The sequence below is a fragment of the Streptomyces sp. SS8 genome (genome assembly GCF_054072955.1).
In genome coordinates this window covers 31,097-56,081 of sequence record NZ_JBSVCZ010000022.1, presented here as the reverse complement: position 1 = coordinate 56,081, position 24,985 = coordinate 31,097, and the positions used below count along the sequence as shown (strand labels likewise).

General features: G+C 73.1%; 21 protein-coding genes and 1 tRNA gene. 10 read left to right on the top strand and 12 right to left on the bottom strand.

Annotated features, from left to right (window positions below; genetic code table 11):
- Positions 1-4 precede the first annotated feature (4 nt).
- The 4 genes from ACW69E_RS20495 (at position 5) to ACW69E_RS20480 (ending at position 5,398) form a co-directional block, all read left to right on the top strand.
- On the top strand, positions 5-1,027 hold the full coding sequence (locus tag ACW69E_RS20495) for a carbohydrate ABC transporter permease (protein ID WP_457499730.1): 1,023 nt from the start codon (positions 5-7) through the stop codon (positions 1,025-1,027).
- Complete coding sequence (locus ACW69E_RS20490; RefSeq protein WP_457499729.1) at positions 1,027-1,929, top strand: carbohydrate ABC transporter permease; 903 nt, start codon at positions 1,027-1,029, stop codon at positions 1,927-1,929. The genes ACW69E_RS20495 and ACW69E_RS20490 overlap by 1 nt, the downstream gene beginning before the upstream one ends.
- A 203-nt stretch (positions 1,930-2,132) precedes the next feature.
- Positions 2,133-3,632 (top strand): arabinosylfuranosidase ArfA, encoded by a 1,500-nt coding sequence (gene arfA, locus ACW69E_RS20485; RefSeq protein WP_457499728.1) that lies wholly within the window; start codon positions 2,133-2,135, stop codon positions 3,630-3,632.
- Entirely contained in the window at positions 3,629-5,398 is a 1,770-nt protein-coding gene (locus ACW69E_RS20480) for a CocE/NonD family hydrolase (protein WP_457499727.1), read from the top strand. Before arfA ends, ACW69E_RS20480 begins: the two co-directional genes overlap by 4 nt.
- Before the next feature lie 38 nt (positions 5,399-5,436).
- Here the strand turns inward: ACW69E_RS20480 and ACW69E_RS20475 are convergent, their stop codons facing one another.
- The 3 genes from ACW69E_RS20475 to ACW69E_RS20465 form a co-directional block, all read right to left on the bottom strand.
- Positions 5,437-6,453, bottom strand: a complete 1,017-nt coding sequence (locus ACW69E_RS20475) for a LacI family DNA-binding transcriptional regulator (protein WP_457499726.1) — start codon at positions 6,451-6,453, stop codon at positions 5,437-5,439.
- A gap of 213 nt (positions 6,454-6,666) precedes the next feature.
- Positions 6,667-8,202 (bottom strand): glycoside hydrolase family 43 protein, encoded by a 1,536-nt coding sequence (locus ACW69E_RS20470; protein WP_457499725.1) that lies wholly within the window; start codon positions 8,200-8,202, stop codon positions 6,667-6,669.
- Between the two features lie 15 nt (positions 8,203-8,217).
- Positions 8,218-9,231 carry a LacI family DNA-binding transcriptional regulator gene (locus ACW69E_RS20465; protein WP_457499724.1) on the bottom strand — a complete coding sequence of 338 codons (1,014 nt, stop codon included), beginning with the start codon at positions 9,229-9,231 and terminating at the stop codon, positions 8,218-8,220.
- Positions 9,232-9,635: 404 nt separating this feature from the next.
- On the opposite strand from ACW69E_RS20465, the gene ACW69E_RS20460 reads away from it, so the two are divergent.
- The 3 genes from ACW69E_RS20460 to ACW69E_RS20450 all read left to right on the top strand — a co-directional run bounded on the left by ACW69E_RS20460 (position 9,636) and on the right by ACW69E_RS20450 (position 13,556).
- Positions 9,636-10,601, top strand: a complete 966-nt coding sequence (locus ACW69E_RS20460) for a glycoside hydrolase family 6 protein (protein WP_457499723.1) — start codon at positions 9,636-9,638, stop codon at positions 10,599-10,601.
- 456 nt (positions 10,602-11,057) lie between these two features.
- Complete coding sequence (locus ACW69E_RS20455) at positions 11,058-12,392, top strand: endo-1,4-beta-xylanase (RefSeq protein WP_457499722.1); 1,335 nt, start codon at positions 11,058-11,060, stop codon at positions 12,390-12,392.
- A gap of 267 nt (positions 12,393-12,659) precedes the next feature.
- The gene (locus tag ACW69E_RS20450) at positions 12,660-13,556 is read left to right on the top strand and encodes an LLM class flavin-dependent oxidoreductase (protein ID WP_457499721.1); all 897 of its coding nucleotides are present in this window, start codon (positions 12,660-12,662) and stop codon (positions 13,554-13,556) included.
- Between the two features lie 227 nt (positions 13,557-13,783).
- Here ACW69E_RS20450 and ACW69E_RS20445 read toward each other — a convergent pair whose 3' ends face one another.
- Both ACW69E_RS20445 and ACW69E_RS20440 read right to left on the bottom strand, forming a co-directional pair.
- Entirely contained in the window at positions 13,784-15,469 is a 1,686-nt protein-coding gene (locus tag ACW69E_RS20445; protein WP_457499720.1) for a TROVE domain-containing protein, read from the bottom strand.
- Positions 15,470-15,579: 110 nt separating this feature from the next.
- Positions 15,580-15,640, bottom strand: a tRNA-Ser gene (locus ACW69E_RS20440).
- 600 nt (positions 15,641-16,240) lie between these two features.
- Here ACW69E_RS20440 and ACW69E_RS20435 point away from each other — a divergent pair.
- The gene (locus tag ACW69E_RS20435; protein WP_457499719.1) at positions 16,241-16,657 is read left to right on the top strand and encodes a hypothetical protein; all 417 of its coding nucleotides are present in this window, start codon (positions 16,241-16,243) and stop codon (positions 16,655-16,657) included.
- 210 nt (positions 16,658-16,867) lie between these two features.
- On the opposite strand, the gene ACW69E_RS20430 is transcribed toward ACW69E_RS20435, so the two are convergent.
- Positions 16,868-17,245, bottom strand: coding sequence for a toxin Doc (locus ACW69E_RS20430; protein WP_237880672.1), 378 nt, complete (start codon positions 17,243-17,245; stop codon positions 16,868-16,870).
- Positions 17,245-17,484: a hypothetical protein gene (locus tag ACW69E_RS20425; protein WP_237880671.1), complete on the bottom strand. Its 240-nt coding sequence runs from the start codon at positions 17,482-17,484 to the stop codon at positions 17,245-17,247. Before ACW69E_RS20425 ends, ACW69E_RS20430 begins: the two co-directional genes overlap by 1 nt.
- Positions 17,485-18,269: 785 nt before the next feature.
- Here ACW69E_RS20425 and ACW69E_RS20420 point away from each other — a divergent pair.
- Entirely contained in the window at positions 18,270-18,617 is a 348-nt protein-coding gene (locus tag ACW69E_RS20420; RefSeq protein ID WP_457499718.1) for a DUF6193 family natural product biosynthesis protein, read from the top strand.
- A gap of 219 nt (positions 18,618-18,836) precedes the next feature.
- Entirely contained in the window at positions 18,837-19,379 is a 543-nt protein-coding gene (locus ACW69E_RS20415; RefSeq protein ID WP_279950722.1) for a hypothetical protein, read from the top strand.
- A gap of 150 nt (positions 19,380-19,529) precedes the next feature.
- Here ACW69E_RS20415 and ACW69E_RS20410 read toward each other — a convergent pair whose 3' ends face one another.
- Genes ACW69E_RS20410 through ACW69E_RS20390 form a run of 5 tightly spaced genes read right to left on the bottom strand, consistent with a single transcriptional unit; the run spans position 19,530 to position 24,868 of the window.
- Entirely contained in the window at positions 19,530-20,474 is a 945-nt protein-coding gene (locus tag ACW69E_RS20410) for an NAD-dependent epimerase/dehydratase family protein (RefSeq protein WP_457499717.1), read from the bottom strand.
- Complete coding sequence (locus ACW69E_RS20405; RefSeq protein ID WP_457499716.1) at positions 20,471-21,619, bottom strand: cytochrome P450; 1,149 nt, start codon at positions 21,617-21,619, stop codon at positions 20,471-20,473. Before ACW69E_RS20405 ends, ACW69E_RS20410 begins: the two co-directional genes overlap by 4 nt.
- Positions 21,616-23,100 (bottom strand): class I adenylate-forming enzyme family protein, encoded by a 1,485-nt coding sequence (locus tag ACW69E_RS20400; RefSeq protein WP_457499715.1) that lies wholly within the window; start codon positions 23,098-23,100, stop codon positions 21,616-21,618. The genes ACW69E_RS20405 and ACW69E_RS20400 overlap by 4 nt, the downstream gene beginning before the upstream one ends.
- Complete coding sequence (locus tag ACW69E_RS20395; RefSeq protein WP_457499714.1) at positions 23,100-23,840, bottom strand: glycosyltransferase family A protein; 741 nt, start codon at positions 23,838-23,840, stop codon at positions 23,100-23,102. The genes ACW69E_RS20400 and ACW69E_RS20395 overlap by 1 nt, the downstream gene beginning before the upstream one ends.
- Complete coding sequence (locus ACW69E_RS20390; RefSeq protein ID WP_457499713.1) at positions 23,837-24,868, bottom strand: 3-oxoacyl-ACP synthase III family protein; 1,032 nt, start codon at positions 24,866-24,868, stop codon at positions 23,837-23,839. Before ACW69E_RS20390 ends, ACW69E_RS20395 begins: the two co-directional genes overlap by 4 nt.
- Positions 24,869-24,985 lie beyond the last annotated feature (117 nt).

Below are 24,985 nucleotides of genomic sequence, written 5' to 3'. Positions count from 1 at the left end.
AGACATGAGCAACACCCTGGGCACTGACACGGCCGACGGCCGCCAGTCGCAGGGCACGCCCGGAGCCGGGGACGCGGCCGTGTCCGCGCCCCCGGCTCCGCCGCGAGCGGCTGCGCACCGCCGGAGCCGTGCCAGGACGCGACTGGAGATCGCGGCCCTGTCCGCACCGGCGGTCATCATCTTCCTGGCGTTCGTGATCTTCCCGGTCGCGCTTGCCGCGTACTACGGCTTCTACCAGTGGAAGGGCTACGGGGACCCCACCGACTGGGTCGGCCTGAACAACTACAAGCTGATCCTCACCGACCCCGCCTTCCACGACGTCCTGTGGCACAACGGCCTGATCCTGGTGCTCTCACTGGTCATCCAGGGCCCGCTGGCGATCGTCCTCGCGCTTCTGCTCAACCAGAGGATCCGCGGCCGCTCGACCATCCGCGTCCTGATCTTCGTGCCCTACATCATCTCCGAGGTCATCGTCGGTACCGGCTGGAGCCTGATGCTCCAGAGCAACGGGGCCGTCAACGACCTGCTGCGCCGCATCGGCCTGGGCTCCCTGGAGACTGACTGGATCGCCGACCCGGACCTGGCCATCTGGACGCTGATGGTCATCATCACGTGGAAGTACATCGGCTTCGCGGTGATCCTGATGCTCGCCGGCCTGCAGTCGATCCCCGACGAGATATTCGAGGCCGCGCAGATCGACGGCGCCTCCTACTGGCAGATCCAGCGCCGCATCACGCTGCCGCTGCTGGGACCGACGATCCGTATCTGGGCTTTCCTGTCGATCATCGGCTCGCTGCAGTTGTTCGACCTCGTCTACATCATCTGGGGCCAGTACGTCTCGGGCACCGCGGGCACCTCGACCATGGCGATCTACATGCTCGCCCAGGGCCGCAACGCGGGCAACTACGGCTACGGCAGCGCCGTCGCGGTCGTGATGTTCCTGATCTCGCTCGCCGTCGCGCTGCTCTACCAGCGCTTCGTCCTGCGCCGCGACCTCCAGGGCGCCGTCACCGAAGGGACCGTGTGATGAGTGCGACGACCGCCACCCCCGAGGTGCCCTCCGCGACGGAGCCGAAGCCGCCCACCGGCCGCCGCGGCGACCGTGACAGGCCGCAGAAGTGGGGGAGCCCCGTCACCTACTTCGTCGCGCTGATCTTCGTCGGCGTCTGCGTCGCGCCGGTGGTCTTCATCGTGCTCGGCGGATTCCGCACCAACTCGCAGATCACCACGGAACCGGCCGCCCTTCCGAGTCCCTGGGTGGCCGGCAACTACATCGACGTACTGAAGTCGACGATGTTCTGGGGCGAGTTCGCCAACTCCCTCATCGTCGCGGTCGCGAGCACCGTCGGCATCGTCGTCCTCGGCCTGATGGTGAGCTTCGTGATCGCACGCTACGACTTCAGGTTCAAGAGCGCGATGTACTCCCTTTTCGCCGCGGGCCTGATGTTCCCGATGGTCGTCGCGATCACTCCGCTGTACCTCGTCATCAAGGACCTCGGCCTCGTCGACAACCTGCTCGGCGTGATCATCCCGCAGATCGCCTTCGGCCTGCCGGTGACCGTCATCATCCTGGTGCCGTTCCTGCGGGCCATTCCGAACGAGATCGAGGAGGCCGCCGCCATCGACGGCATGAGCCGGCTGGGGTTCTTCTTCCGCATGGTGGTCCCGCTGTCGCTGCCCGGTGTGGTCACCGTCGGCATCCTCGGGTTCGTCGGCAGCTGGAACAACTACATCCTGCCCCTGTACATCCTCAACTCGCAGGCGAACTACACCCTGCCGCTCGGCGTCCAGGTGTTCTCCTCGCAGTACTCCACGGACACCGCGAAGGTCCTCGCGTTCACCTCACTCGCCATGCTGCCCGCACTGATCTTCTTCTCGGTCTTCGAGAAGCGGATCGTCGGCGGTCTCACCGGCGCCGTGAAGGGCTGAAGCCGGAAGCCGGAAGCCGGAAGCCGGAAGCCGGAAGCCGGAAGCCGGAAGCCGGAAGCCGGAAGCCGGAAGCCGGAAGCCGAACCGGACCGAACCGTCCCGGGCCTGCCCCCACCGTGTCCACGGCGGGGGCAGGCCGTCGACCGACGGCATCGCTCAGCCCACCCCTCGTCCCCGTGTCACCCCCGGAAAGGAACGCCGAATTGCCCCGCGCCCGCATCGAGCTCGACAGGCAGGCCGTCATCGCCCCTGTCCGACGCCGCACCTTCGGCTCGTTCGTCGAGCACCTTGGCCGCTGCGTGTACACCGGGCTCTACGAGCCGGAACACCCGAGCGCGAACGACGAGGGGTTCCGCATGGACGTCGTCGACCTCGTCAGAGAGCTCGGCTGCACGACCATCCGCTACCCGGGCGGCAACTTCGTGTCCGGGTTCCGCTGGGAGGACTCGATCGGTCCGCGCGACAAGCGCCCGGTGCGCCGCGACCTCGCCTGGCGCTCGCTCGAACCGAACCAGGTCGGCCTCGACGAGTTCGCCAGATGGCTCAAGCTCACCGGCTCCGAACTGATGCTGGCGGTCAACGTCGCCACACGAGGCATCCTGCCCGCCCTGGATCTGCTCGAGTACGCCAACCACCCGTCCGGGACGGCGTGGTCGGACCTGCGCATCGCCAACGGCACGCCGGAGCCGCACAACGTGCGCATGTGGTGCCTGGGCAACGAGATGGACGGACCCTGGCAGACCGGGTTCATGACGGCGGACGACTACGGCAAGATCGCCGCCCGCACCGCCGCCGCGATGAAGCGGGCCGACAAGGACCTCGAACTCGTCGTCTGCGGCTCCTCCGGGTCCGGCATGCCGACCTTCGGCGACTGGGAACGCACGGTGCTCGAGCACGCCTACGACCACGTCGACTACGTCTCGTGCCACGCGTACTACCAGGAGCACGACGGCGATCTCGGCTCCTTCCTCGCCTCGGCCATCGACATGGACTACTTCATCGACACCGTCGTCGCCACCGCCGACCACGTGGGGCACAAGAAACGCTCCGGCAAGAAGATCAACGTCTCCTTCGACGAGTGGAACGTCTGGTACCTCAAGGAGCACCAGGAGTCAGAGGAGGCCTACGACGAGTGGCGCCACGCCCCCCGGCAGCTCGAGGACAAGTACACGGTGGCGGACGCCGTCGTCGTCGGAAACCTGCTGATGACGCTCCTCAAGCGCAGCGACCGCGTCACCTCGGCGTCGCTCGCGCAGCTCGTCAACGTGATCGCTCCGATCATGACCGAGCCCGGAGGCCCGGCCTGGCGGCAGACCACCTTCCATCCGTTCTCGATCACGAGCCGGCTCGCGTCCGGCGAGGTGATCCGGCCCGTGATCGAGGCCCCGACGTACGAGACCGCGCGCCACGGCGAGGCGTCCGTCATCGACGCCGTCGCGACCGCCGACGAGGACCGGGCCGCGGTCTTCCTCGTCAACCGAGACCTGGCCGAGACCGCGCAGGTCACGATCGATGTGCGCGGCCTCGGCTCCTCACGCATCGCCGAGGCGGTCACGCTCGCCGACTCGGACGTGTACGCGAGGAACACACTCGCCGAGCAGCGCCGGGTGGCCCCGGCCGCGAACCCGAGCGCGGCACTCGCCGACGGCCTGCTCACCATCGAGCTGCCGCCGGTGTCGTGGACGGCGGTCGCCCTGCGATGAGCGAGGCCACCGAACCCGGCCGGGAACCGGATCCGGTGGCCGAGCGCCGCGAGACGACCTGTGCGCTGCGCGACGGAACACGGCTGCGGACCGTCCTGCTGGTCCCGCGCGGGAGTGGACCGTGGCCGGCCCTGCTGACCCGCCACCCCTACGACGCGGCCCGCGACGAGCACGAGGGGATGCTCGACGTCCGGCGTCTGGTCGCCGCCGGATACCTCGTCGCGCTCCAGGACGTACGGGGGCGCTTCGGCTCCGAAGGGGTCTTCGACCCGTGCGCGCAGGAGGTGGCCGACGGCGCCGACGCCGTGGCCTGGCTCGCGTCGCTTCCCGAATGCACCGGCGCCGTCGGGATGTGGGGCGCCTCCTACGCCTCGGACACCCAGTTCAGCGCCCTTCTGGGAGGCGCTCCGGCTCTGCGGGCGATCGCCCCCGCCATGACACCGGCGATGTCGGCGCTCGACGGCTTCAGGTTCCGCGGCGGTGTGCCGGAGATCGGAAGCACCCTCGCGTGGACGCACTACGCGATCGCTCCGGATCTGATCGAGCGCATCGAGTCCGCCCGCGAACGGGAGGCCGAGCGGAAACGGTGGGAGGCGACCGAGCGCGCGATCGGATCCGGGGAAGCGTTCCGGGCCGGTGCTCTGCGTGCCCGCCCGGACGCCGAGGCGATCGTCGTGTGGGGCCTGGACCGGTTGCGGGAGCCGCTGGGATCGGCGCGGCACCGCGCCGGGAAGATCGTCGACCGGATCGACGCGGTCGACGTCCCGGTCTTCCTGGTCGGCGGGTGGTTCGACGTCTTCCTCGGGTCGACCCTGGAGATCTACCGGCGTCTGCTGCGCCGCGCGAAGGACACCGGCGGGCCGGCGCCCCGCCTTCTGGTCGGCCCCTGGACGCATGACGACATGTCGGGCCGGGCGGCCGGCGTGGATTTCGGGCAGGGCGCGTCCGCCGGTGATCTCGGCGGCGGGGACCTCACCGCGCAGCACGTGCGGTGGTTCGACGCAGTCCTGCGCGCGGGCACGCCGGACATGCCGCCGGTGCGCGTGTTCCTGATGGGCTCGAACCGGTGGATCGAGCTGGAGGAGTTCCCCCCGCGCGGCACACGGACGCTCGAGCTGTACCTGGGCGCCGGGGGATCGCTCGCGGCCGAGCCGGACGGGAGCGGTGAACGGCGGCTGACCAGCGATCCGGCGTCCCCGGTGCCGACCTGCGGCGGCGCGGTGCTGCTCTTCGGGCCGTTCGGGGCGGGGCCTGCCGACCAGGCGGCGGTCGAGGCGCGGCAGGACGTGGCCTCGTGGCGCACCGTGCCGCTCGCCGAGGAGCTCACGGTGATGGGCGCGGTTCGCGCCGTCGTCCATCTCACGACCACGGGAACGGACGCGGATGTGGTCGTGCGGCTGTGCGACGAACACCCGGACGGCAGCAGCCGCGTCATCGCCGACGGCGTGCAGCGGGGGTCGGCGCGGCTGGTCGACCCGGTCACGGGCCTGGGCGACAGGCGGCCGGTCGAGCCGGGTCAGGATCAGGAGTTCGCCGTGGACCTCTGGTCCACGGCGCACACCTTCCTGCCGGGCCACCGGGTGCGGGTCGACATCGCACCGAGTTCGTCACCCCGCTGGGACGTGGGAAGCAATGTCTTCGAACCGGCCGGGGCACTGGAGGCCGGGGCGCTGGAGGCGCCCACCGTGGCGGAGTACACCGTCCGCCACGGCGCCGCCCGTCCGAGCCGCCTGGTCCTGCGGGTCGTGACGGCAGCGCCGCTGTAACACCGCGACGAGACCGGCCGGGAACACGCCCGCCGGTCTCATCGGTGTGCCGCTGAGGCTGCCGGGACCGGCCCGGTGGAGGCCCGGACGACCAGCTCGGTGGCCAGCTCCATACGGGCGGGGGACCGGGCGCCGCCGTCCTCGCCCCGGGAGAACTCGATCAGGAGCTTGACCGCCGCGGCGCCCAGCTCGGTGCTGGGCTGTCTGACGGTCGTCAGCCCGGGGGTGATGTACTGCGCCTCGGGCAGGTCGTCGAAGCCGATGACACTGATGTCCTGGGGAATCCGCAGCCCCCGGGCGTCCAGCGCGTCGTAGATGCCCAGCGCCATGGAGTCCGCGCAGGCGAAGATCCCCGTGATCCCCGGGTCGCCGTCGAGCAGGGTGTGGGTGGCGGTCACGGCCTTGGCGCGGTTCCATCCGCCGTAGGCCACGGACACCGTGGCGCTGCCGCCGGTCGCCGTGTCGGCCGCCGCGCGGAAACCGTCCACGCGCGCCCGGCTGAAGAGGTGGCGGGCGTGGCCGGCGACGACCCCCATCCGCTGGTGGCCGAGGGACAGGAGGTGTTCGGCGGCCATGCGGCCGCCGTCCCAGTTCGCCACGCCGACGCTCGCCATCCCCGGCGGCGGTGTACTCATCGGGTCGATCAGCACCACGGGGACGCCTGCGGCACTGAGCGCGTTGAACTCCCGCGAGTTGGGGTCGACCAGCGTCCCGATCGTGCCGATGGTGCGCCTGCGCAGGATCCGCGACACCCAGTCGCCGTGCGGCTCGGCGAGTGTCAGCACGACGTCGATTCCCGCTGCCGCCGCCTCCCGCCCGGCCCCGGCTATCAGCAGGTTCGCCCATGACCCCTCGAAGTGGGTGACCACGAGGTCGAGCACGTTGGACAGGCCGCTCTCGTCCCGCGAGTTCTCGCTCCTGGACCCGGTCCGGCGGGTGTAGCCGACGGCCTGTACGGCTTCCATGACCTTCGCGCGCGTCTCGGCCGAGACGTCGGTTCCGCCTCGCAGCACCTTGGACACGGTGGGCACGCTCGTGCCGGCGGTTTTGGCCACCAAGGACAGGGTGGGGCGAGAACCGGCGGGGCGAGGTGGCATGGAGGACAGGTTATCCGGCGGGGAAGCCGCCCAGAACGCCGGGCCGATGCCGCAACGGGCACCTTCCGGGCCGGCGTCGCCGGTCACCGCGGCTCGGGGCGCGGCCTCGCGGCGGACCGCGCACGGCGCCCGCGCGGGACGTGGGCGCCGTACGCGGCCGCGCGCCGGGCGTCACACGGAGGGCGCCGGGGCCGGGGTGTACTCGAACCAGTCGAAGGCGACCGTGCCCTTGGTGGCGTACATGCCGATCACACGGCCGGTGAAACCGCAGGCGACCTCCGTGGACAGGTAGCGCCCGTCCAGTTCGGCGAGCGGCCGGGCACCCTGGGCGCCGGGATCGCCGAGCCAGAAGGCGATGGTGTCGGGGCCCGTGGTACCGCCGTCGGTGAGTTCGGGCGAAGCGGGCACGAGGCCGGACGTCCGGATCGTCACGGCGAGGGTCAGGGGCCCGGCCGGGACCGGCCGGGCGGCCACGGCCTGGCGCAGCGGACCGATCCGGGCGACGACGCGGGCCTGCCCGTCGTCGATCTCCAGCTCGTAGTGGTGGGCCTCGTCCAGGCGCACGCACAGGCCGCCGCGTCCCGTGCCCGGGTCGACCGCGGCGGTGACGCGGCAGTCGTGGTGCTGCTGGCGGCGGCCGACGAAGGTGTATCCGGGGCGGTCGAGGGTGGGGCCGGTGGCGCGGAGGACCAGCCGGCCGGGGCGCTCGGTGAGCGACCAGGAGCCATCCGGGCGGGCGAACGGCGAGATCCAGTGCGGTGCGAGGGCGGGCCCGTCGAAGTCGTCGCGGGCGGGCGGGGCCGGAAGCGGATGCCAGGCGCCGCCCGGGGCCGCGTGGATCTCGGGGACGGGCGCGACGACGGGCCAGCCGTCCTCGTCCCACTCCACGGGGGTCAGGAACGTCTCACGGCCCAGAACGTGCACGTCGGGTGTGAAGCCGCGGGGGCGGACGCCGAGCAGCACCATCCACCAGCTGCCGTCGGGAGCCTCCACCAGATCGGCGTGGCCGGTGTTCTGGATGGAGCGGGCGGTGCCGCTGTGGGACAGCAGGGGGTTGGCGGGTGCGCCTTCCCACGGGCCGCGCGGCGAGCGGCTGCGGGCGATGGACACGCTGTGGCCGCGTTCCGTGCCGCCCTCCGCTATCAGCAGGTACCACCAGTCGCCGATGCGGTAGAGGTGCGGCGCCTCGGGGTACTTCAGGCCGCTGCCCGACCACGTGGCGAAGGGACCCTCCAGCACCTCGCCCCCGACCGGGTCGATCCTGGCCATGTTGATGCCGCCCTCGACCCCGGAGAAGGCGCACCAGCAGGTGCCGTCCTCCTCCCACGCCAGGTCGGGGTCGATCCCGTGCAGGTCGATCCACACCGGGTCGCTCCACGGGCCCTCGGGCCGCTCGGCCGAGACGATGAAGTTGCCGCCGCCGTCGATGTTGGTGTTGATGACCCAGTAACGGCCTTCGTGGTGGCGGATGGTGGGGGCGTAGAGACCGCCGGAGGCCTTGGAGCCGGGCAGGGGCAGCGGCAGTTGCCCGGGCCGGTCGAGCACGTTGCCGATGTGCTCCCAGTGCACGAGATCCCTGCTGTGGAAGAGCGGCAGCCCGGGGAAGTACTCGAAGCTGGAGCACACCAGGTAGTAGTCGTCACCGACCCGGCACACGCTCGGATCCGGGTGGAATCCGCTGATCACGGGGTTTTCGTAGGTATGCATGGAAACGCGTTCCCTTCAGGCGCTGGCGCGGACGATCAGCCGGGTGGGCAGAATCAGGGGAGTGGGGTCCTGCCCGTTGACGAGGGCGACCAGCATGCGGGCCATCCTGCGACCGAGGGCCTGTACGGGCTGGTGGACGGTGGTGAGCGGCGGGTCGGCGACCTGGGCGACGGTCAGATCGTCGAAACCGACCACGGAGACGTCGCCGGGGACCGTCCGTCCGGCCGCGCGCAGTGTGCGCAGCGCTCCCGCCCCCATGTTGTCGTTGGCGGCGAACACCCCGTCCACCTCGGGATGGTCCGTCAGCAGTGCGGCCATGGCGGCGGCACCGCTGGGTTCGGTGAAGTCCCCCTCCCGCAGTGGGAGGGGGGTGAGGCCGGCCGCCAGCATGGCGTCCCGGTAGCCGCGGTACCGGGCGTGCCCGACCCCGGTGTCCAGCCGCCCGCAGATCGTGGCCACGCGCGTGCGGCCGCGCGAGATCAGGTACTCGGTCGCCTCGCGGGCCCCGCCGACGTTGTCGGCGTCCACGTACCACCGGGGAGCCGGGCCGATCGGCCGGCCTCCGAAGACGACGGGCATCGCCGTCTCCCCGGCCGTGCGGATCAGTGGGTCGTTCTCGCGCAGGGCCATCAGCATCACGCCGTCGGCGCCCCTGGAGCGGAGGAGTTCCTCCACCCGCCTGCGGCCCCGGTCGGAGGCGGCCAGGCACAGCATCAGATGCAGGCCGGCCTCCTCCAGAGCGCCCGACGCCCCCACGATCACCTGGGCGAAGAACGGATCCGCGAAGATCGACGGGTCCTCTCCCGAGACGACCAGGGCGGCCACCCCCGTCCGGCGGGTGGCCAGCGCCCGGGCGGTCGTGTCGGGCACGTAGCCGAGCCGCCGGGCGGCCCGCTCGACCGCCTCGCGTTTGGCGCTGCTGACATGCGGGGCGTTGTTGAGGGCTCGGGAGGCCACGGAACGGGACACGCCCGCGAGTTCGGCCACCTCGTCGAGCGTCGACCGCCGACGCGCCGCATCCTTCGCCATGACCCCGAGCCTCTCCCTGCCGACCGGACGGGAAACGTCTCACCCGGCCCGCCCGGCCGCCACCCGCCCGATGGGCGAGAAGGCAGAGGGAACGAGACCCGGCAGGACTGGAAGCGCTTCCAGGAACGAGACGCATGCCTCGCCGTGCCATGGAAGGCGACCTTCCGAGCACTTGACAGCCCAACGGGCCCAACCACACGATACCTGTCACGGCGAAGGCTCCAGGAACTGGGAGCGCTTCCAGTGGGAGCGCTCCCAAATCTCCGTCGAGCCCTCGCGCGCGTCCTCCCTGCCGGAGAGCCCGTCGCCGACGGGGAGGCGTACCACCGCACTTCCTTCAGCGTGTCGCACGCCCGGAGCACGGGCGCGCGACGCACCCCCCACAAGGAAACCGAGGTACCGTCATGCGCCGCAGCATCCGCGCCCTCACGGCAGCGCTCCTCGCCCTGCCGCTGGCACTCGCCGCCGCCCCGTCCGCCCACGCCGCCGACCCGACCACCATGACCAGCGGGTTCTACGTGGACCCCGACTCCAGCGCCAAGCGGTGGGTCGCCTCCAACCCCGGGGACGGCCGGGCGTCCGCGATCAACGCCTCCATCGCCAACACCCCGACGGCCCGCTGGTTCGGCTCGTGGAGCGGCACCATCGGCACGGCCACGGGAGCGTACGCGGGGGCGGCGGACCGCGCAGACAAACTTCCCCTCCTCGTCGCCTACAACATCTACAACCGCGACTACTGCGGCGGACACTCCGCGGGCGGAGCCTCCTCGCCGTCCGCCTACGCGAACTGGATCGCGCAGTTCGCCGGCGGAATCGGCAACCGTCCGGCCGTCGTGATCCTGGAGCCGGACTCGCTGGGAGACTACGGCTGCATGACGCAGGCCCAGATCGACGAGCGCGAGCGCATGCTCACCGGGGCCCTCACCGAGTTCAGCCGCCAGGCCCCCAACACCTGGGTCTACCTCGACGCCGGCAACCCGGGCTGGGCAGCCCCGGCGACCATGGCCCAGCGCCTGCACGAGGCCGGCCTCCGGCAGGCCCGCGGCTTCTCGCTCAACGTCTCCAACTACTTCACCACGGCCGAGAACACCGCCTACGGCAACGCCGTCAACAACGAGCTGAGGGCCCGCTACGGCTACACCAAGCCGTTCGTGGTGGACACCAGCCGCAACGGCAACGGCTCCAACGGCCAGTGGTGCAACCCCTCGGGCCGCCGCATCGGCACCCCCACCCAACTGGGCGGCGGCGCCGAGATGCTGCTGTGGATCAAGGTTCCGGGCGAGTCCGACGGTAACTGCGGCGTCGGAGCCGGTTCCTCGGCCGGCCAGTTCCTTCCCGAGGTCGCCTACAAGATGATCTACGGCTACTGATCCCCGAATCCCGCGAGCCCGGCCCGGGGACACCCCGCACGCCTTGAGGAGCGCTCGGCAACTCCCGGCCGTAAGGAACGCCCCGCGCCCGCGGGACGCCGCAGAAGGCGGAGCGGACCGGGCAGGCTCCGCTCCCGGTCGTCCGTGCCGGCGCGGCGGGCCGGTGCCCTGTCCGCCGCGCCGCTCCATCCGGCCTCTCAGCGACCCGCGCAACGCGCCCGGGACGGCCCGGGCGCCGCGGGAGAAGCCGGATGGAGCCCGCCTGAGGCCCGGCATCAGCGGGCGGCGCCTGCCGCCTGCGGAGAGGAACCGGGACAGGGCCGGCTCGGTTCGCCGACCTGCCGGCACGGCAACACACCAAGCCCCGGACATCTCCCGAATCGGAGGACACCCCCCATGCTCCGCCACCGCCCGACCCGAGGCCGCCGCACGGCCGGCCTCCTCATCACAGCGTCAGTGGCCCTGTCGGCCGCCCTGACCGCGATCGCGCCCACCCATCCGGCCCACGCCGACACCGCCACCCTGGGCGAACTGGCCCAGGCCAAAGGCCGTTACTTCGGCTCCGCCACGGACAACCCCGAACTGTCCGATACCCAGTACACGCGGATCCTGGGCAGCGAGTTCGGCCAGATCACCGTCGGCAACACCATGAAGTGGCAGTACACCGAGCCGTCCCGGGGCCGGTTCGACTACACCGCCGCCGAGGAGATAGTCGACCTGGCCGAGTCCAACGGCCAGTCGGTGCGCGGACACACCCTGGTGTGGCACAACCAGCTGCCGAGCTGGGTCGGCGACGTACCGGCCGGCGAGCTCCTCGGGGTCATGCGCGACCACATCACCCACGAGGTCGACCACTTCAAGGGCCGGCTGGCCCACTGGGACGTGGTCAACGAGGCGTTCGAGGAGGACGGCAGCCGCCGGCAGTCGGTATTCCAGCAGAAGATCGGCGACGGCTACATCGCCGAGGCCTTCAAGGCCGCCCGAGCCGCCGATCCGGACGTCAAGCTCTACTACAACGACTACAACATCGAAGGCATCGGCCCCAAGAGCGACGCCGTCTACGAGATGGTGAAGTCCTTCAAGGCCCAGGGCATCCCCATCGACGGCGTCGGGATGCAGGCCCATCTGATCACCGGCCAGGTCCCGGCAAGCCTTCAGCGGAACATCCAGCGCTTCGCCGATCTGGGCGTCGATGTCGCCATCACCGAACTCGACATCCGCATGACCCTGCCGCGTACCGCCGCCAAGGACGCCCAGCAGGCCGCCGACTACGGCGCCGTGGTCGAGGCGTGCCTGGCCGTCTCCCGGTGCGTCGGCATCACCGTCTGGGACTACACCGACAAGTACTCCTGGGTTCCCTCCGTCTTCCCCGGCGAGGGCGCCGCTCTGCCATGGGACGAGGACTTCGCCAAGAAGCCCGCCTACCACGCCATCGCCGCCGCGCTCGGCGGCGGCAGCCCCGGCCCCGGCGGCGGCTGCACCGCCACCTACCGCGTCACCAGCCAGTGGCAGGGCGGTTTCACCGCCGAGATCACCGTCGGGAACGATCACACCACGCCGATCAACGGCTGGACCGTCACCTGGACGCTGCCCGGCGGCCAGTCCGTCAGCCACGTGTGGAACGGAGATCTCACCGTCGACGGGCAGAGCGTCACCGTCCGCAACGTCGGCTACAACGGCACCCTCGGCAGCAACGCGAGCACCACCTTCGGCCTCCAGGGCGGAGGGGCGGCCGGTACCCCGGCGAATGTGACCTGCACCCCCGGCCAACCGTTTGGAACTCCGGCGTAGCCGGTCGGCGTCCGTTCGCCGGCGGCTCGCCGTGCCGGGAGGAGCCGGTACCGGAAATCCTCACGCCGACCCGCCCGGCGCCTCCACGGGCCGCGGAACTCCCGCGGCCCGTGGACCGGAGAAGCCTGGCGGGGCGGGAGACGGTGCGGTCTTCACCGCGGCGTTCGCTGTCGGCTGACCGCTGTCCCCGGGTGTGGTGGTGAGGCGGCCCGCGTTGCCAGGATGGCCGCCATGCTCTCGTTTTCTGTACAGGCCGTACCGAATGACATGAGTTCCTGGACCGCTCTCGCCCGGCGCTGCGAGGCGGCCGGCTTCGACGCGCTGCTCGTCCCCGACCACCCGGGGGCGGCGGCCTCCCCGTTCGTCGCCCTGGCGGCCGCCGCGCCGGTCACCGAACGCATCGGCCTCGGGCCCTACGTGGCCAACGCCGGAGTGCGCGAGCCGCTGCTGCTCGCCTCCGACGTCGCGACCCTGGACGTCGTCTCGGGCGGCCGGGCCCGGCTGGCACTGGGCGCCGGGCACACCCCCGCCGAGTGGACCATGACCGGCTCACGGCGCCCCGACGTCGCCGGACGCGTACGGCGCTTCACCGCCGTGGCCGAGGCCTGCCGCACACTGCTGGCCGGGCAGGAAGTGACCCTCGACGGCCCGGAGGTGTACGCCCGGTCGGCCCGGCTGGAGAATCCGCGCCCGGTGCAGGACCGGGTGCCGTTCACCTTCGGCGGCGGCAACTCCACCCTGCTGCGGTGGGCGGGCGAGCACGCCGATGTCGTCGGGCTGAGCGGGCTCGGCCGCACTCTGCCGGACGGGCACAGCCACGAGGTGCGGTGGCGGGCCGAGGACATCGACCGGCAGGTGGAACTGGTCGAACGGGGAGCAGCCGGGCGGGGGAGCCCGCCCGCGCGCGAGGCACTCGTCCAGGTGGTGGAGATCACCGACGACGCGGAGTCGGCCGCGCACCGTTTCGCCGAGCCGACCGGGTGCACCGTGCGGGATGTCCTGGCCGCGCCGTACGCCTGGATCGGCACCGAGGAGGAGATCGCCGCCTCACTGGCCGAGTACGAGCGGCGCTGGGGCATCACTCGCTATGTGGTGCGTGAACCGGCCCTGGAGGACGCCGGGAAGCTGCTCGCCCGCCTCCGCGCGGACCGAGTGGGACCGTGAGCCCGGCCGCAGGACCGCAGCCATGCCAGGCGTGTCCATGACCGGCGGCCGCCGGCCCTGCGGCAGGTGCCGGCGAACACGGAGCCGATCGGCGCGGTGGGCAGGCGGTCGCTCCGCCGGCCGGGCCCGGGCGGGCCGCGTCCAGCAGCACGCCCAGGAGACGGTGGAGAGCCCGGTCGCCGCCGGTGGGAGGACCGCGACGCGCCACTCGCAGTGCGAGGGGCGGATCAGCTCTCCCACGGCCAGGCCGCGTTCCGCCCGGCCTCCAGCAGCGGCACCATACGGAACGCGGCGTCGGTGAGCCCACCGAAGGTGTGCCGGTTCGCTCCGCCGGACGGCGCGTGCCCGGCCCGGTACCCGGCGAGGTTCCACGTGTACATCGGCACGCTCGCCGGAATCGACTCGGTCACCTCCCGCACATCGTGCCCGGCCTGCTCGTCGGTGACGATCACGACCCGGTCGTGCCCGGCGTACTCCTCGCGGAGTGCCAGCGCGGTGTCGGTGCCGCCGCCGAGGAACCAGCCGCCGTCCTTCCACCGGCCGACCGCCCGCAGCAGCGACTCCCCACGCCCCAGTGGGAACCTCTTCGTCCTCGCCCCCGGGGAGTCGCCCAGGTAGTAGCGGGCCGAGGAGAACGACACGACGTCCGCCTCCGCGCACCGCTGCCCCAACGCGATCCCGAACAGCGCCGCGGCATCCCACCGCTTGACCGCGCCGTCCCTGGAGAACCCCTCGTTCATCGAGGAGGAGGTGTCCACCAGGACCAGCGTCCGCCCCGGCAGCGCGGGCACGTTCGCCAGCGCCGCGGTCAGGGCCTTCTCCAGCGCGTACCCCCACCGCAGCGACGGCGCCGCGACGTACGCGGAGTAGAACCGCATCGGCAACTGCCTCGAGCGCGCCACTTCCTGCGGATCCGCCAGGCGCCGCGCGATCTGCTGGGCAACCTCGTCACCGACCCCGGCCTCGTCGAAGTTCCGCAGGTTCCGCAGCAGCGCCATGTACCCCATCGACGGGATCACGGCCTCCCACGCCGCAGAGTCCATCGGACCCTGCAGCCACCCGGCGAGCGCCTCCCACGTCATGCCCGCGTCCCGCAGCGCCACCTGCGCAGCCGGACCGGAAAGCAGCGCCCGCCGCTCGGCCGCCGGCATGGCCGTCAGGCGCGCCCGCGCGCGCAGCGTCAGCAGCGACTCGGGGATGTCCCGGTCCCGGCCGTGCCGGCGGTCTATCGCGTGCCGGAACAGGTCACCCTGCCACGCCGCGGCCGGCTTGGGGTGCACCAGCTCGATCACGTCACCGAACCGGAAGCCACGCGCGGCGGTGTCGTACTTCAGCAGCGCCCGCTCGGTGTACAGCGCCCTCAGCGCGTCCTCGATGCCGCGTTTGACGGGCTTGGGGATCGCCCGGCCGTACCGGGACGTCCAGTACGCCAGCAACTCGCCCGGCTCGTCCGCGCGCTGCAGCACCGACGCGATCACCGCGCGGTTGGAGACCGCGGGGTGCGGCAGGCCGTCGCCCTCCCGCCGTCCGCTGCCCGGCTCGGCGGTCTCGTGGTCGCCCGCGGGGCGGCTGCCCGCAGCCCGCAGACGTGCCCTGACGTACTCGGCTGCCCCGACGATCGCCGCGGTGCGCATGTTCCCGCCGGTGCGCAGCCACTTCAGCAGGCCGGCGGTCCAGGCCGGGTCCTCCACCGCGAGCTGTCGTACGAGCCGGGTGAAGCGGTCGTCACGCTGCCCGCCGGTCTCGTAGAAGGTGTCCTGTCCGACGAGGTTGGTCACGGCCAGTAGGAAGAGCTCGCCGCGCGGGTCGCGCAGGTGGCCGGCGCCGCCGTGGTGGGTGGTCGTGCGTCCACCGGTCGTGGTGACGGGGGAGGAGCCCGCGGGGAGGGCGGTACGTGTGTTGAAGCGAGCCATGGAGAGCCCCTCTCTGTGGGAGGAGAGGCGTCCGGCAAAGCGGGGCGCCCGAGAACAGGGTCGGCGGACGGAACGTGGTGCTCTGGGCCGCTGAGCTACACCGGCCGTACGGCCGGCGGCGGGATTCGAACCCGCGTCTTTCTCTTGAGAGGAGAAGTACCACCCGCCTGCGCACCGGGCGCCCCCCGATGCTTGAGCCTCCCGAGATCAGGACGGCTGCGGTTCTGCGGGACTTGAACCCGCGCACCCGAAGGTGCTTCGCCGGAGAAGTAACCGCAGCCTGCGCACCGGGAGGTGCAGAGGTATGAAGTTGTGGGCCCGGAGAACAAGGTCGGCGACGGGAACGTAAGCGCTCTGCCGGTTGAGCTACCGGCCGAACTCACGCACGGCCGGACAGGAGTCGAACCTGCAACCACTCGATCCCAAATCGAAGTACCCGTCACCTGCGCACCCGGGCACGCTCACTGTAGGTCATCCCGCTGACAGCGAGAACTGAATAACCGCGCCTGTGGGTACGGCTTTTCGCCTGCGGCCGGCGGCATCGCGCCTCCTCGCGCCATGGGGGCGGGGCGTACGGCCGCGGCCCACCGGGCGGTCCGCCCACGCTCGGATCGCCACCACCGGTCCGGCCGGCCGCGCCGGGCCGGTTGTCCGGAACCACAGCCCTGACCCATCATGAGGCGGGTGACGACTCCTTCACCGGACACGGCCGGGACCGCGCGTACTCCTGCGTCGCCGGGCGGGGGAGAGGACCCCGGTAACGCACCCGGTATGGTCCGGGTGCCGGGGCCGGAGCCGGACTGGCAGTCCGCGGCTGTCCCGCCGTACCACGTGGGCAACAACCCCGTCTCCCAGCACAGTCTGTGGGAGGCCGCCTCCACCCTCTACCGGCTGGTCGCCGGGCTGAGGCCGCCGCTGGAGGCACTGGCGGCCCGGCTGCGGCTGGAGGTGGAGCACACCTGGGAGGACCCCGGCCCGGTGGATGTGGCCCTGTTCCGCCTGCGGCGCACCGAGTTCGCCTTCACCTGGGTGCCGGGCAAGGACTGCACGTTCGTGTGGGTCGACCGGCACCACCAGGACGTCGAAGCCGCTTTGGAGATCCTGCTCGACGTGCTCGGGGTGGGGCGCGAGGCCGTGGCCTTCACCGAGGACGACCTGAAAGCCGAGCAGTCCGGCACGCTCGGCTGACCCTCCCGCCGCCGGTGGCGCGCGGCCACGACAGTCACGACGGGGGACCGCAGCACCCGCCCGGGAACCGGGCCGGCCTCCCTCGTGGCCGGGTCCGCGCGGCAAGACCTGTCCCGGAGCGTTCTCAGAGCCCGCAGCCCGCACCGTCCCGGAGGGTGAGGCGGGCCCGGGGGCGCCGTGCTGGCCGGGCGGCGGGGGCCGGCCCGGCGGTCAGATGCGCCAGGCGCGGATGCGGTCGGCCACCTGGTAGACGGTCGCCTTGCGGTCCTGGATGGCGCGGACCAGGTCCACCAGCGCTCCGTACGGGGGGTCGATGCCCTGGCCGCAGGCGTGCATGTAGGCGGCCGTGACCTGGCAGGCGTACAGGCTGTTGCGGTACGGCAGCGGCTCCAGCCGCACCAGGGTGTGCAGCAGGGAGGCGGCCCGCCAGGCCGGATCGGGGTCGGCGGCGTCCGGGTGGGGGATGCGGGTCCTGTGCCGGGCCACGGCCGCGACCAGAGCCGAGTAGTCGGCCACCGACAGGTCCTCGGGGACGGCTTTCTCCTGGATGTCCAGCAGCCAGGAGACGTCGATGTACAGCGGGTTCATCAGGCGGCTTCGGCCTCGCGGGCGCGACGGGCGGGCGGCACCTCGTCGGGGAACGCCTCATCGAACTCCGCCCGGTGCTCCTCGCCCCAGGTCAGGGCGTAGCCGGTGAACTGCAGACGCTGCTTCTCGCGCAGCGGCAGGTCGTGGACGTACTGCTTGAGGGACTTGCCCTCGGCGGCCGCGGCGGCGCGGACCGCCTCCAGCTCTTCCTCGGTGAAGGTGATGTTCAGTGACGGCATACCCGCATGGTACCTACTTGGTACCTGACCGGCCAGGGAGGACGGCAGCGCACCCCGCGACTCGCGGTCACCGTCCCACTCGTCGTGCTGTCACTCGACGCCGCCGGGGTAACGGCTGGGCACGCCGCCTCCGCGGACACAGGCAGAACGGCCCTGTGGCCGGTGGGCCTGCGGTTGTCCTGGCGGCCCTGCGGCTGACACGGGCAACGCGGCGGATCCGCTCAGCTCACCGCCCGAAGGCTGAAGACCGGTCCCGTTCGGAGGGCACGCCTCAAAGCTCTGGCTCGACTCCCGAGCCCGGGGGTGGGCTCCTCTTTGCCGTGGGGCCGTCCCGCCCGCCCGGCTTGCTGTCCCGGTGGCGGTCCGACGGGACATCCTTGTCGGGGTGTTCCGTTCCGGCCTGAGATGATCAACCGGGCCGTATGGACAAACGCAGAGGCGGGGGAGCATGGCTGAGTTGGTGTTGATCGGCGCCTTGGCGCTTGCCGTCGGCGGGTGCGTATGCGTGGTGTGGGCGGAGCGCGGCGGGCCCCGCTGGGTCCGCGTTGCGGCGGCCGTGACGCTCGCCGCGGGGGAGGTGCTGCGCCGCTCCGGGAAGAACCAACGCCGGGGCCTGAGCCGGACCGGCGGCGACGGTGGCGGTGAGTAGAGAACCGCGTGGAGGCCGACAGCCCGCCCGTGCCCGGCACGATGCCACGTCTGGCGGTACGCATCGGCTTCCGTACGCAGGCGGGCACCGGCGGCAACCGACGCCGAAGGCCGCGGCCGGGTCCGACCATGATCCCGTGCGCCTGGCGGCATCCGAGTGGCAGAGCCTGCGCCAGGAAGCGGACGAACTCGAGTGTGCCTGGAGCGAGACGTACCAGGCTCTGGTCGAGGCGGCGCACGCCGAGCCGGTGCTGCGCTCCCTCTACCCGTTCACGAGCCACTGGGCGCTGCGTTTCTCGACCACCACCCGCCCGCGCCTGACCGCCGTCGGACCGTGCCTGACGGCGAACAGCGACGGCACGTACGGGGTGAGCGACGGCGTTGCCGGCCCGGACCTCGGCCGGTTCGCCACGGCGCACAAGGCCGTGGCGCTGGCCGTGCGCCTGCTGCCGCCCGGCCTCGGCCCGGTCGCGCTCGGCGGATGACCGGGTGTGGCACCGCCTCTTCCAGGTCTTCGGGCTGCGGCCGACCCGGCTCGAAGCGCACGACGGGCGGAGGCGCCCCCACCCCCTTTACTCGTCACATGGACGTGGCCGGCTCACGTCCGGCACTTCCTGTATCGATGGCTGCCCCACCTTCACTGGTGCCGCCCCCCGGACGGCCGACCGGCTTCACGTATGCGGGGTTCGGTACTGTCGGCCGATATGACAGACGCCGCGCCCCGGGCGCGTTTCCTGGTTCTCCACGACTACGGGATGGGTGGGTTGTGGTGGTGGGTGTGGGCCCGGTCGGCCCGGGAGGTGACCGAGCGGCTCGCCGAGGTCGAGGTGGTCGATGACCCGGAGGCCGTCGAGAGGGCCGGGGCGTGGGACCTGGAGGAGACCGACATCGACGCGCCGGTTCTGCCCGGCGGCCTGGGCGAGCTGCGCGCCCGGCGCGATGCCCAGCGCGGTCGCCCCGGGTTCGGCGCGCTGGCCGACCGGGCCGTCGTCCACCTGCGCCTGGACGGGCTCTACGGGGACGATGACCGGTCGGTCTACCTGATGGAGGTGGAAGGCGACGGGCGCAGGCTCCGGCAGGTGGAGCTGACCGAGGACGGGACCGCCCTCAGAAGCGGGCCGGAGGACTGGATCTTCAACCCGCCCGTGGTGGACCTGTTCGACCCCGACCTGCCGGAGAAGGAGATCGGTCGGGAGGAGTTCGAGGCGCGGTGGCGCCGGGCCCGCCACGACGACAGTTACCTGTAGCCCGGCGCCCGGAACTGCCGGCAGCGGGCGGGCTGCCCCCGGACGGCCGACCGCGCTGTCCTGGGCGCCCCGTGCCGCTTGCTTCCTGTCTCAGTTCCTCATAGGACGACCCTGTCGGGTCTCTGTCGGGATCCTCGGGATCCCCCGATGTCAGCGCGTCGCTCGCCCGCGTGTTGTTTCTCGGCGGCTCCTCAGGAGGGCGGTTTCGTAGTCGTCGAGAGTGCGACCGGCCACCCACCCCTGGGACTCGGCCCTGGACACGTCCAGGACCACGGAACGCGCCAGCTGGTCGACGGCGTAGCGGGTGAGCGGCGGCTCCGCGTGCGGGCGCAGCCGGGCCGGCGCCTGGGCGGCGCCCGCCGCGGCCCGGGCCACCGGCAGCGGGATGTGGCCGATGCGCGCCCGTACGCCGTGGGCGCGCAGGACCGTCCGGACCGCCTCGTCCCGTTCGTACGGCGCCGGGTCGGCGATGTTGTACGCGCCCGCAGGCCAGTCGGCGGCCATGAGGCAGGCGTCGGCGAGGTTCTCGACGGCGGTCAGACTCAGCCGCACGCCGGATCCCGGCAGCAGGAGCAGACCACGGCGGACGCGGGACAGCAACCGGGGCACCAGATGCGGATCCCCGGCGCCGTAGACCGCCCGTGGCCGCAGCACCACGGCGCCCGCGGCCAGCGCCAGCGCCTCGCCGGCGGCCTTGGTGCGGCCGTACGCGTTCAGGTGCCCGCGTACCGGATGGTCCTCGGTGATGCGGGCGCGCCCGGCCCCGGGCGCGTAGACGCTGGCGCTGCTCACCCACACCACCGGCCGGCCGGCGGCCCCCTCCAGCAGCCGCACCGTGCCGTCGACGTTGACGGCGCGCATGGTGGCCTCGGCGGGGGAGCCGGGCACCGGGTCGCCGACGGCCGCCGCGCAGTGCACGACGAGATCGGCGCCGGACAGGTCCGGCACCTCGCGCGCGGCGTCCCAGGGGATGTGCCGGCCGACCGGGCCGGGGCGCCGTCCGACGCACAGGACGTCGGCGCCGCGGGCGGCGGCCGTGGTGGCGACGTGCGAGCCGCAGAAGCCGCTCGCGCCGGTGACGGCGATCGTGGTCATCCGCCCTCCGGGGATCTACGGGCCTCAGCCGCCCGGACGGTCAGGGAGCGCCAGCCGGGCAGGGCCGCGCCCCGGTCCACGCGGGCGCGCGAGACGGCGGGGCGGTGAGGGGCGAGCGAGGCGAGGGTGTCGTCGAGCTGGGCGCGGGCCAGGCGCGCACCGGGGCAGGAGTGGGGGCCGGTACCGAAGACGAGATGGGCCAGAGCGGGCGGGGCCGGGCGGTGGATGTCCGGTGGCCGGTCGTGGGCCCGCGCGGCGTGCCGGGCCACCAGGATCAGACGGTCCCCGGCCCGTACCGGGCAGCCGTCCAGCTCGGCGTCGGCCGCCGCCATGCGGGGCAGCAGGGGCGAGGGGGCGGTCACCCGCAGCAGTTCACCCACCAGCACCGGGCGCAGCCGGCCGTCGGCCGCCTGCTCCCACAATCCCGCGTCGGCGCACCAGGCGGCGGCCCGCGGGAGGGCCGCGACGGTCGTGTTGACGGCGGCGACCGCGAGCATGGCCCGCAGGGCCGGCTCCGCCGCTTCGCCACGGGCCGGGGCGAGCAGGCCTTCCAGCCGTGCCGCCGCCGCGGCGGCCGCGCGTGCGCTGCCCGGCCTCCGCGGGCCGGGCAGGTGGTCGCGCACCGTGGCGGCCGCCACGGCGGCGGCCGCCGAGGCGATGTCCTCCGCTCCGCCGACGGCGTGCAGCAGTGTGCGGACGGTGGCGCCGGCCATTTCGCGGGCCAACGGCACGAGGTCGACGTCGTGGCCCGCCTCGAGCGGGGCGAGCCGGCGGGCCAGGACCTTCTGCCACACCGGGCGCAGGCGCTCCACCCCGGCCGCGCCGAGTTCGTCGGCGAGCGCGCGCCGGCCGGCGCGGTGGTCGGCGCCCTCCTGGTCGAACAGCGTGCCGCCGGCGGACAGTTCGCGGGCGGCGCCCCCGGTGGTGCCGGCCGCGGTGCGGTCCAGCGGGAGGCGGGCTAGGGCCTGCCGGTAGGGCTCGGTGCCGTGCACCAGCACCGCGCCGCCGATACGGATGACCACGCGGCGGCGGGTGGCGGCGAGGAGGGCGAACAGCACGGGGTGGGAGCGGGTGTAGACGCGCCGGTCGCGGCGCAGGGCGGCACGGAGGGCGGATGCGGCGGGGGCGGCGGGAGGCGTGATCATCCGACACGCACCCGCTTCGGGTCGGTGAGGCGCCGGGCGGCGAGCCGCGCGGTGGCGGCACGGTCGGGCTTCAGGGAGCGGCCGGACAGCGGGATGTCGGCGAAGAGCACCGCGTCCGGCCGGGCCGAACCCATGCGCTCCAGCGGTCCGTCCAGGACCTTCCGCAGCGTGCCGCGGTCCGCCCCGGAGGCCGGCTGGACGACGGCGACCAGACGCTCGTCGCCGTCACCGGCCGGCACGCCCACGAGCAGGGCGAGTTCGACGCCCGGTACGTGCAGCGCCGGCTCGTACAGCCCCGGGTAGATGTTCTCCGCGCCCCGCAGGACCATGTCCTTGCGGCGGCCCTCCAGCACGATCCTGCCGCCGTCCAGACGTGCCCGGTCGCCGGTGGCGACCCAGGGGTCCGGACCCTCGCCCAGGTAGCGGTTCCGGGCGGCGGGACCGGACAGCAGCAGCTCCCCCGAGGTGTCGGTCCTGACCGCCACACCGGGAAGCGGGGTGCCGACCAGATCCCCCTCGCCGGTGAAACCGGCCTTGTCGGCCTGTTCGACCGCCGCGGCGGGAAACAGTTCGGTCAGCGCGTAGACGCCCCACGCCTCCTTCGCCCCCGCGCGCTTGACGCGGGTGAGCAGCTCGGCGCTCACGGGGGCCGATCCGGTCCACACCCGCCCGGTGAACCGGCCGCCCTCCGCGAGCAGCCGCCTTGTCTGCGGAGGCGTCAGATAGGTGGCCTGCGGGGCCAGACGACGCAGCTGGCGGGAGAGCACACGCGCGGAACGGGCGGGCAGCGCGACCGGCGATCCGCTCGCCAGGGACGGCACCAGGACGAAGAAGGTCCCGCCGAGAACGGGCCGCCCGGCCTCGGGCCGGACCAGATCGGCCACCGCGGCCATGCCGGCGGCCAGCGAGGAGCGGGTGTGCACCACCGCGCGGGGCCGGGAGGTGGTGCCCGAGGTGAACACGATGACCGCGTCGCCGTCCTCGTCCACCGGGGGCGGCAACGCGGACCGCACTCCGGCACTCAGGGCGGGGGCGCAGCCGGGCAACCGCGGTCCGACCGTGGCCACCGGCCCCAGCTCCGCGAGGTCGGGCAGGGCCAGGCGGGCCCGGCGGGCGAGCGGCCGGGCCCAGCCGGCGACCGCCTGGGCGGCGGCGTCGGCGAGGACGATGTCGGGGCAGGCCAGGGCGAGACGGGCGCGCAGCACGTCCGGCCCGGCGCCCGGGTCGAGCACCGCGGCCCGGGCACCGAGGCGGTGCACGGCGAGCATCACGGCCAGAGCCCGGGGCCCCGGCCGTACGGCGACGCCGACGGTGCCGCCGCGTGTGACGCCCCGCGTGTGCAGGGCGGCGGCGCAGCTGTCGGCGAGGTCGGCCAGGTCTGCGCACGTGATCCTGGTGCGTACGGCTCCGTCGCGGGTGGTGCCGAGTACGGCGGGCCGGCCGGGGTGGCGCCGCAGGGCGCCGGCGAGAGCGTCGAGCATCAGCGCGGGTCCTCCCCGTGACGGCCCGGGCCCTTGTCGAGGTACCAGCGGGCGGTGCCGACGAGGCCGTAGGCGCGCAGCCGGCGGGTGGAGTTCTCCACGACCATGTCGCGGGCGTGGACGATGGCGGTGGTACGGCGGCGCACCCGGTTGAGAAAGAGCCGGTCGGTGGGGGAGGGACGGCGCGGCATCCCGCCGACCGCCTCGTACAGCGCGGCGGTGATGGCCATGTTGTTGCCGGCGTGCATCCGGTAGGGGGCGAGATAGCCGTGGCGGCGGTGGTGGGCCGGGCGGACGCGGCCGAAGAGGGCCGCGGCGCGTACCAGCACGCGGAAGGCGGCCCGCCCCAGCGGTCCGTGCTCGTCGCGGCGTGCCTCGACGCGCCCGCACACCAGGCCCGCGCCGCGCCGCAGGGCGCCGCGGGCGCCCGCCGTCCAGCCGGGCCGCGGCAGGCAGTCGGCGTCGGTGCGGGCCAGCAGCGTGGCGCCGTGCTCGATCGCGTACCGGAAGCCGGTGTCCACCGCGCAGCCCGCGCCCTTCTCCGGCTCGCCGACGACGTGCACCGGGAAGGGCGCCCGGCGGGCGAAGTCGTGGGCGAGGGCCGCGGTGCCGTCGGTGGAGGCGTTGTCCACGACGACGAGGGTGAAGTCGCGGTCGCGCTGGGCCGCGAGCGCCTCCAGGGTGGCGCCGATACGCGCGGCCTCCTGGTGCGCGGGCACGACCACCCACAGGGCGCTCATGCCTTCTCCCAGACCATCGTCATGATGCTGACGCCGCCGCCCAGGCCCACGAACAGGACCCGGTCGCCGGGGCGCAGACGCTCGTGGACGCGGTCGAGCTGCACACCGAGGGTGGCGCTGGCCATGTTGCCGAGTTCGGGGACGGTGACGACGAGCCGGTCCCGGGGGACGCCGGTCAGCTCCGTGAACCGCTCCAGGTACGGCACGGTGACCTGGTGCACCAGGATGTGCCGGAAGTCCTCCCACGCCAGCCCGGTGCGCTGCCGCATCCGGTCGAGCACCGATGTGCCGACCTTCTCGAAGACCTCGCGCAGCTCGCCGCCGTCCCCGCGGAAGTAGGTGTGCTCGTCCCCGCGTGGGTGGCGCGAACCGCCGCCGAAGATGCCGCCGACCGACCAGTGCTCGGAGTGCGTCTCGGTGTCCACGTCGAGGATGCCGCCCCGTTCCACGGTCTCCAGGACGACCGCGGCCCCGGCGTCGCCGAAGGTGTAGCCCGCGAAACCGTCCCGGAGCTGGCCGGGGCCGGAGGGGTCGTGCCGTACGGCGCGGCTGGGGGTCTCCCCGGTGACCACCAGGGCCCGGCGGGCACGGTCGGCGAGAATCATCGCCCGCGCGGTGTCGATGCCGTTGACGAAACTGTTGCACGCGTTCGTCACGTCCAGCGCGTGCGCCCGCGAGCCCAGCTCGGCCTGGACGATGTGCGCGGTCGCCGGTTCGGCCACGTCCCGCGTGGCGGAGGCGAACACCAGCAGGTCCACATCGTACGGGGCGAGCCCGGCCCGGCCCAGTGCCGTACGCGCCGCCCGCACCGCGAGCGTCGAGGCGTACTCGTCCTCCGCGGCCGCCCGGCGCGAGGCGATGCCGGTGGTCCGTTCGAGCATTCGCGCCGGCAGGGACAGCCCGGAGGCGGCGGTGAGGCGCTCCTGCAACTGCCGTGAGGTCACTTGAAGATCCGGCAGGCAGGAGGCCACCGCGGCGATGCCCACCCGGCGGCGCACCTGCTCGGGAGCAGCGTGGTCTGTGTGCATGGGCCGGAGGCTACGAGCGGATCAGGCCGGTCGGCCTGAGTGCCGGTACTCAACTGGAATAGGTGATCGACCGGTCACCGGCCCGCCCGGAAACCGGCAAGAGACACACGGCCCCGG

Coding starts and splice junctions, on each gene's coding strand:
- ACW69E_RS20495 (WP_457499730.1), top strand. CDS start 5: ATGAGCAACACCCTGGGCACTGACACGGCCGACGGCCGCCAGTCGCAG.
- ACW69E_RS20490 (WP_457499729.1), top strand. CDS start 1,027: ATGAGTGCGACGACCGCCACCCCCGAGGTGCCCTCCGCGACGGAGCCG.
- ACW69E_RS20480 (WP_457499727.1), top strand. CDS start 3,629: ATGAGCGAGGCCACCGAACCCGGCCGGGAACCGGATCCGGTGGCCGAG.
- ACW69E_RS20470 (WP_457499725.1), bottom strand. CDS start 8,202: ATGCATACCTACGAAAACCCCGTGATCAGCGGATTCCACCCGGATCCG.
- ACW69E_RS20465 (WP_457499724.1), bottom strand. CDS start 9,231: ATGGCGAAGGATGCGGCGCGTCGGCGGTCGACGCTCGACGAGGTGGCC.
- ACW69E_RS20460 (WP_457499723.1), top strand. CDS start 9,636: ATGCGCCGCAGCATCCGCGCCCTCACGGCAGCGCTCCTCGCCCTGCCG.
- ACW69E_RS20450 (WP_457499721.1), top strand. CDS start 12,660: ATGAGTTCCTGGACCGCTCTCGCCCGGCGCTGCGAGGCGGCCGGCTTC.
- ACW69E_RS20445 (WP_457499720.1), bottom strand. CDS start 15,469: ATGGCTCGCTTCAACACACGTACCGCCCTCCCCGCGGGCTCCTCCCCC.
- ACW69E_RS20435 (WP_457499719.1), top strand. CDS start 16,241: ATGGTCCGGGTGCCGGGGCCGGAGCCGGACTGGCAGTCCGCGGCTGTC.
- ACW69E_RS20430 (WP_237880672.1), bottom strand. CDS start 17,245: ATGAACCCGCTGTACATCGACGTCTCCTGGCTGCTGGACATCCAGGAG.
- ACW69E_RS20425 (WP_237880671.1), bottom strand. CDS start 17,484: ATGCCGTCACTGAACATCACCTTCACCGAGGAAGAGCTGGAGGCGGTC.
- ACW69E_RS20415 (WP_279950722.1), top strand. CDS start 18,837: ATGACAGACGCCGCGCCCCGGGCGCGTTTCCTGGTTCTCCACGACTAC.
- ACW69E_RS20410 (WP_457499717.1), bottom strand. CDS start 20,474: ATGACCACGATCGCCGTCACCGGCGCGAGCGGCTTCTGCGGCTCGCAC.
- ACW69E_RS20405 (WP_457499716.1), bottom strand. CDS start 21,619: ATGATCACGCCTCCCGCCGCCCCCGCCGCATCCGCCCTCCGTGCCGCC.
- ACW69E_RS20400 (WP_457499715.1), bottom strand. CDS start 23,100: ATGCTCGACGCTCTCGCCGGCGCCCTGCGGCGCCACCCCGGCCGGCCC.
- ACW69E_RS20395 (WP_457499714.1), bottom strand. CDS start 23,840: ATGAGCGCCCTGTGGGTGGTCGTGCCCGCGCACCAGGAGGCCGCGCGT.
- ACW69E_RS20390 (WP_457499713.1), bottom strand. CDS start 24,868: ATGCACACAGACCACGCTGCTCCCGAGCAGGTGCGCCGCCGGGTGGGC.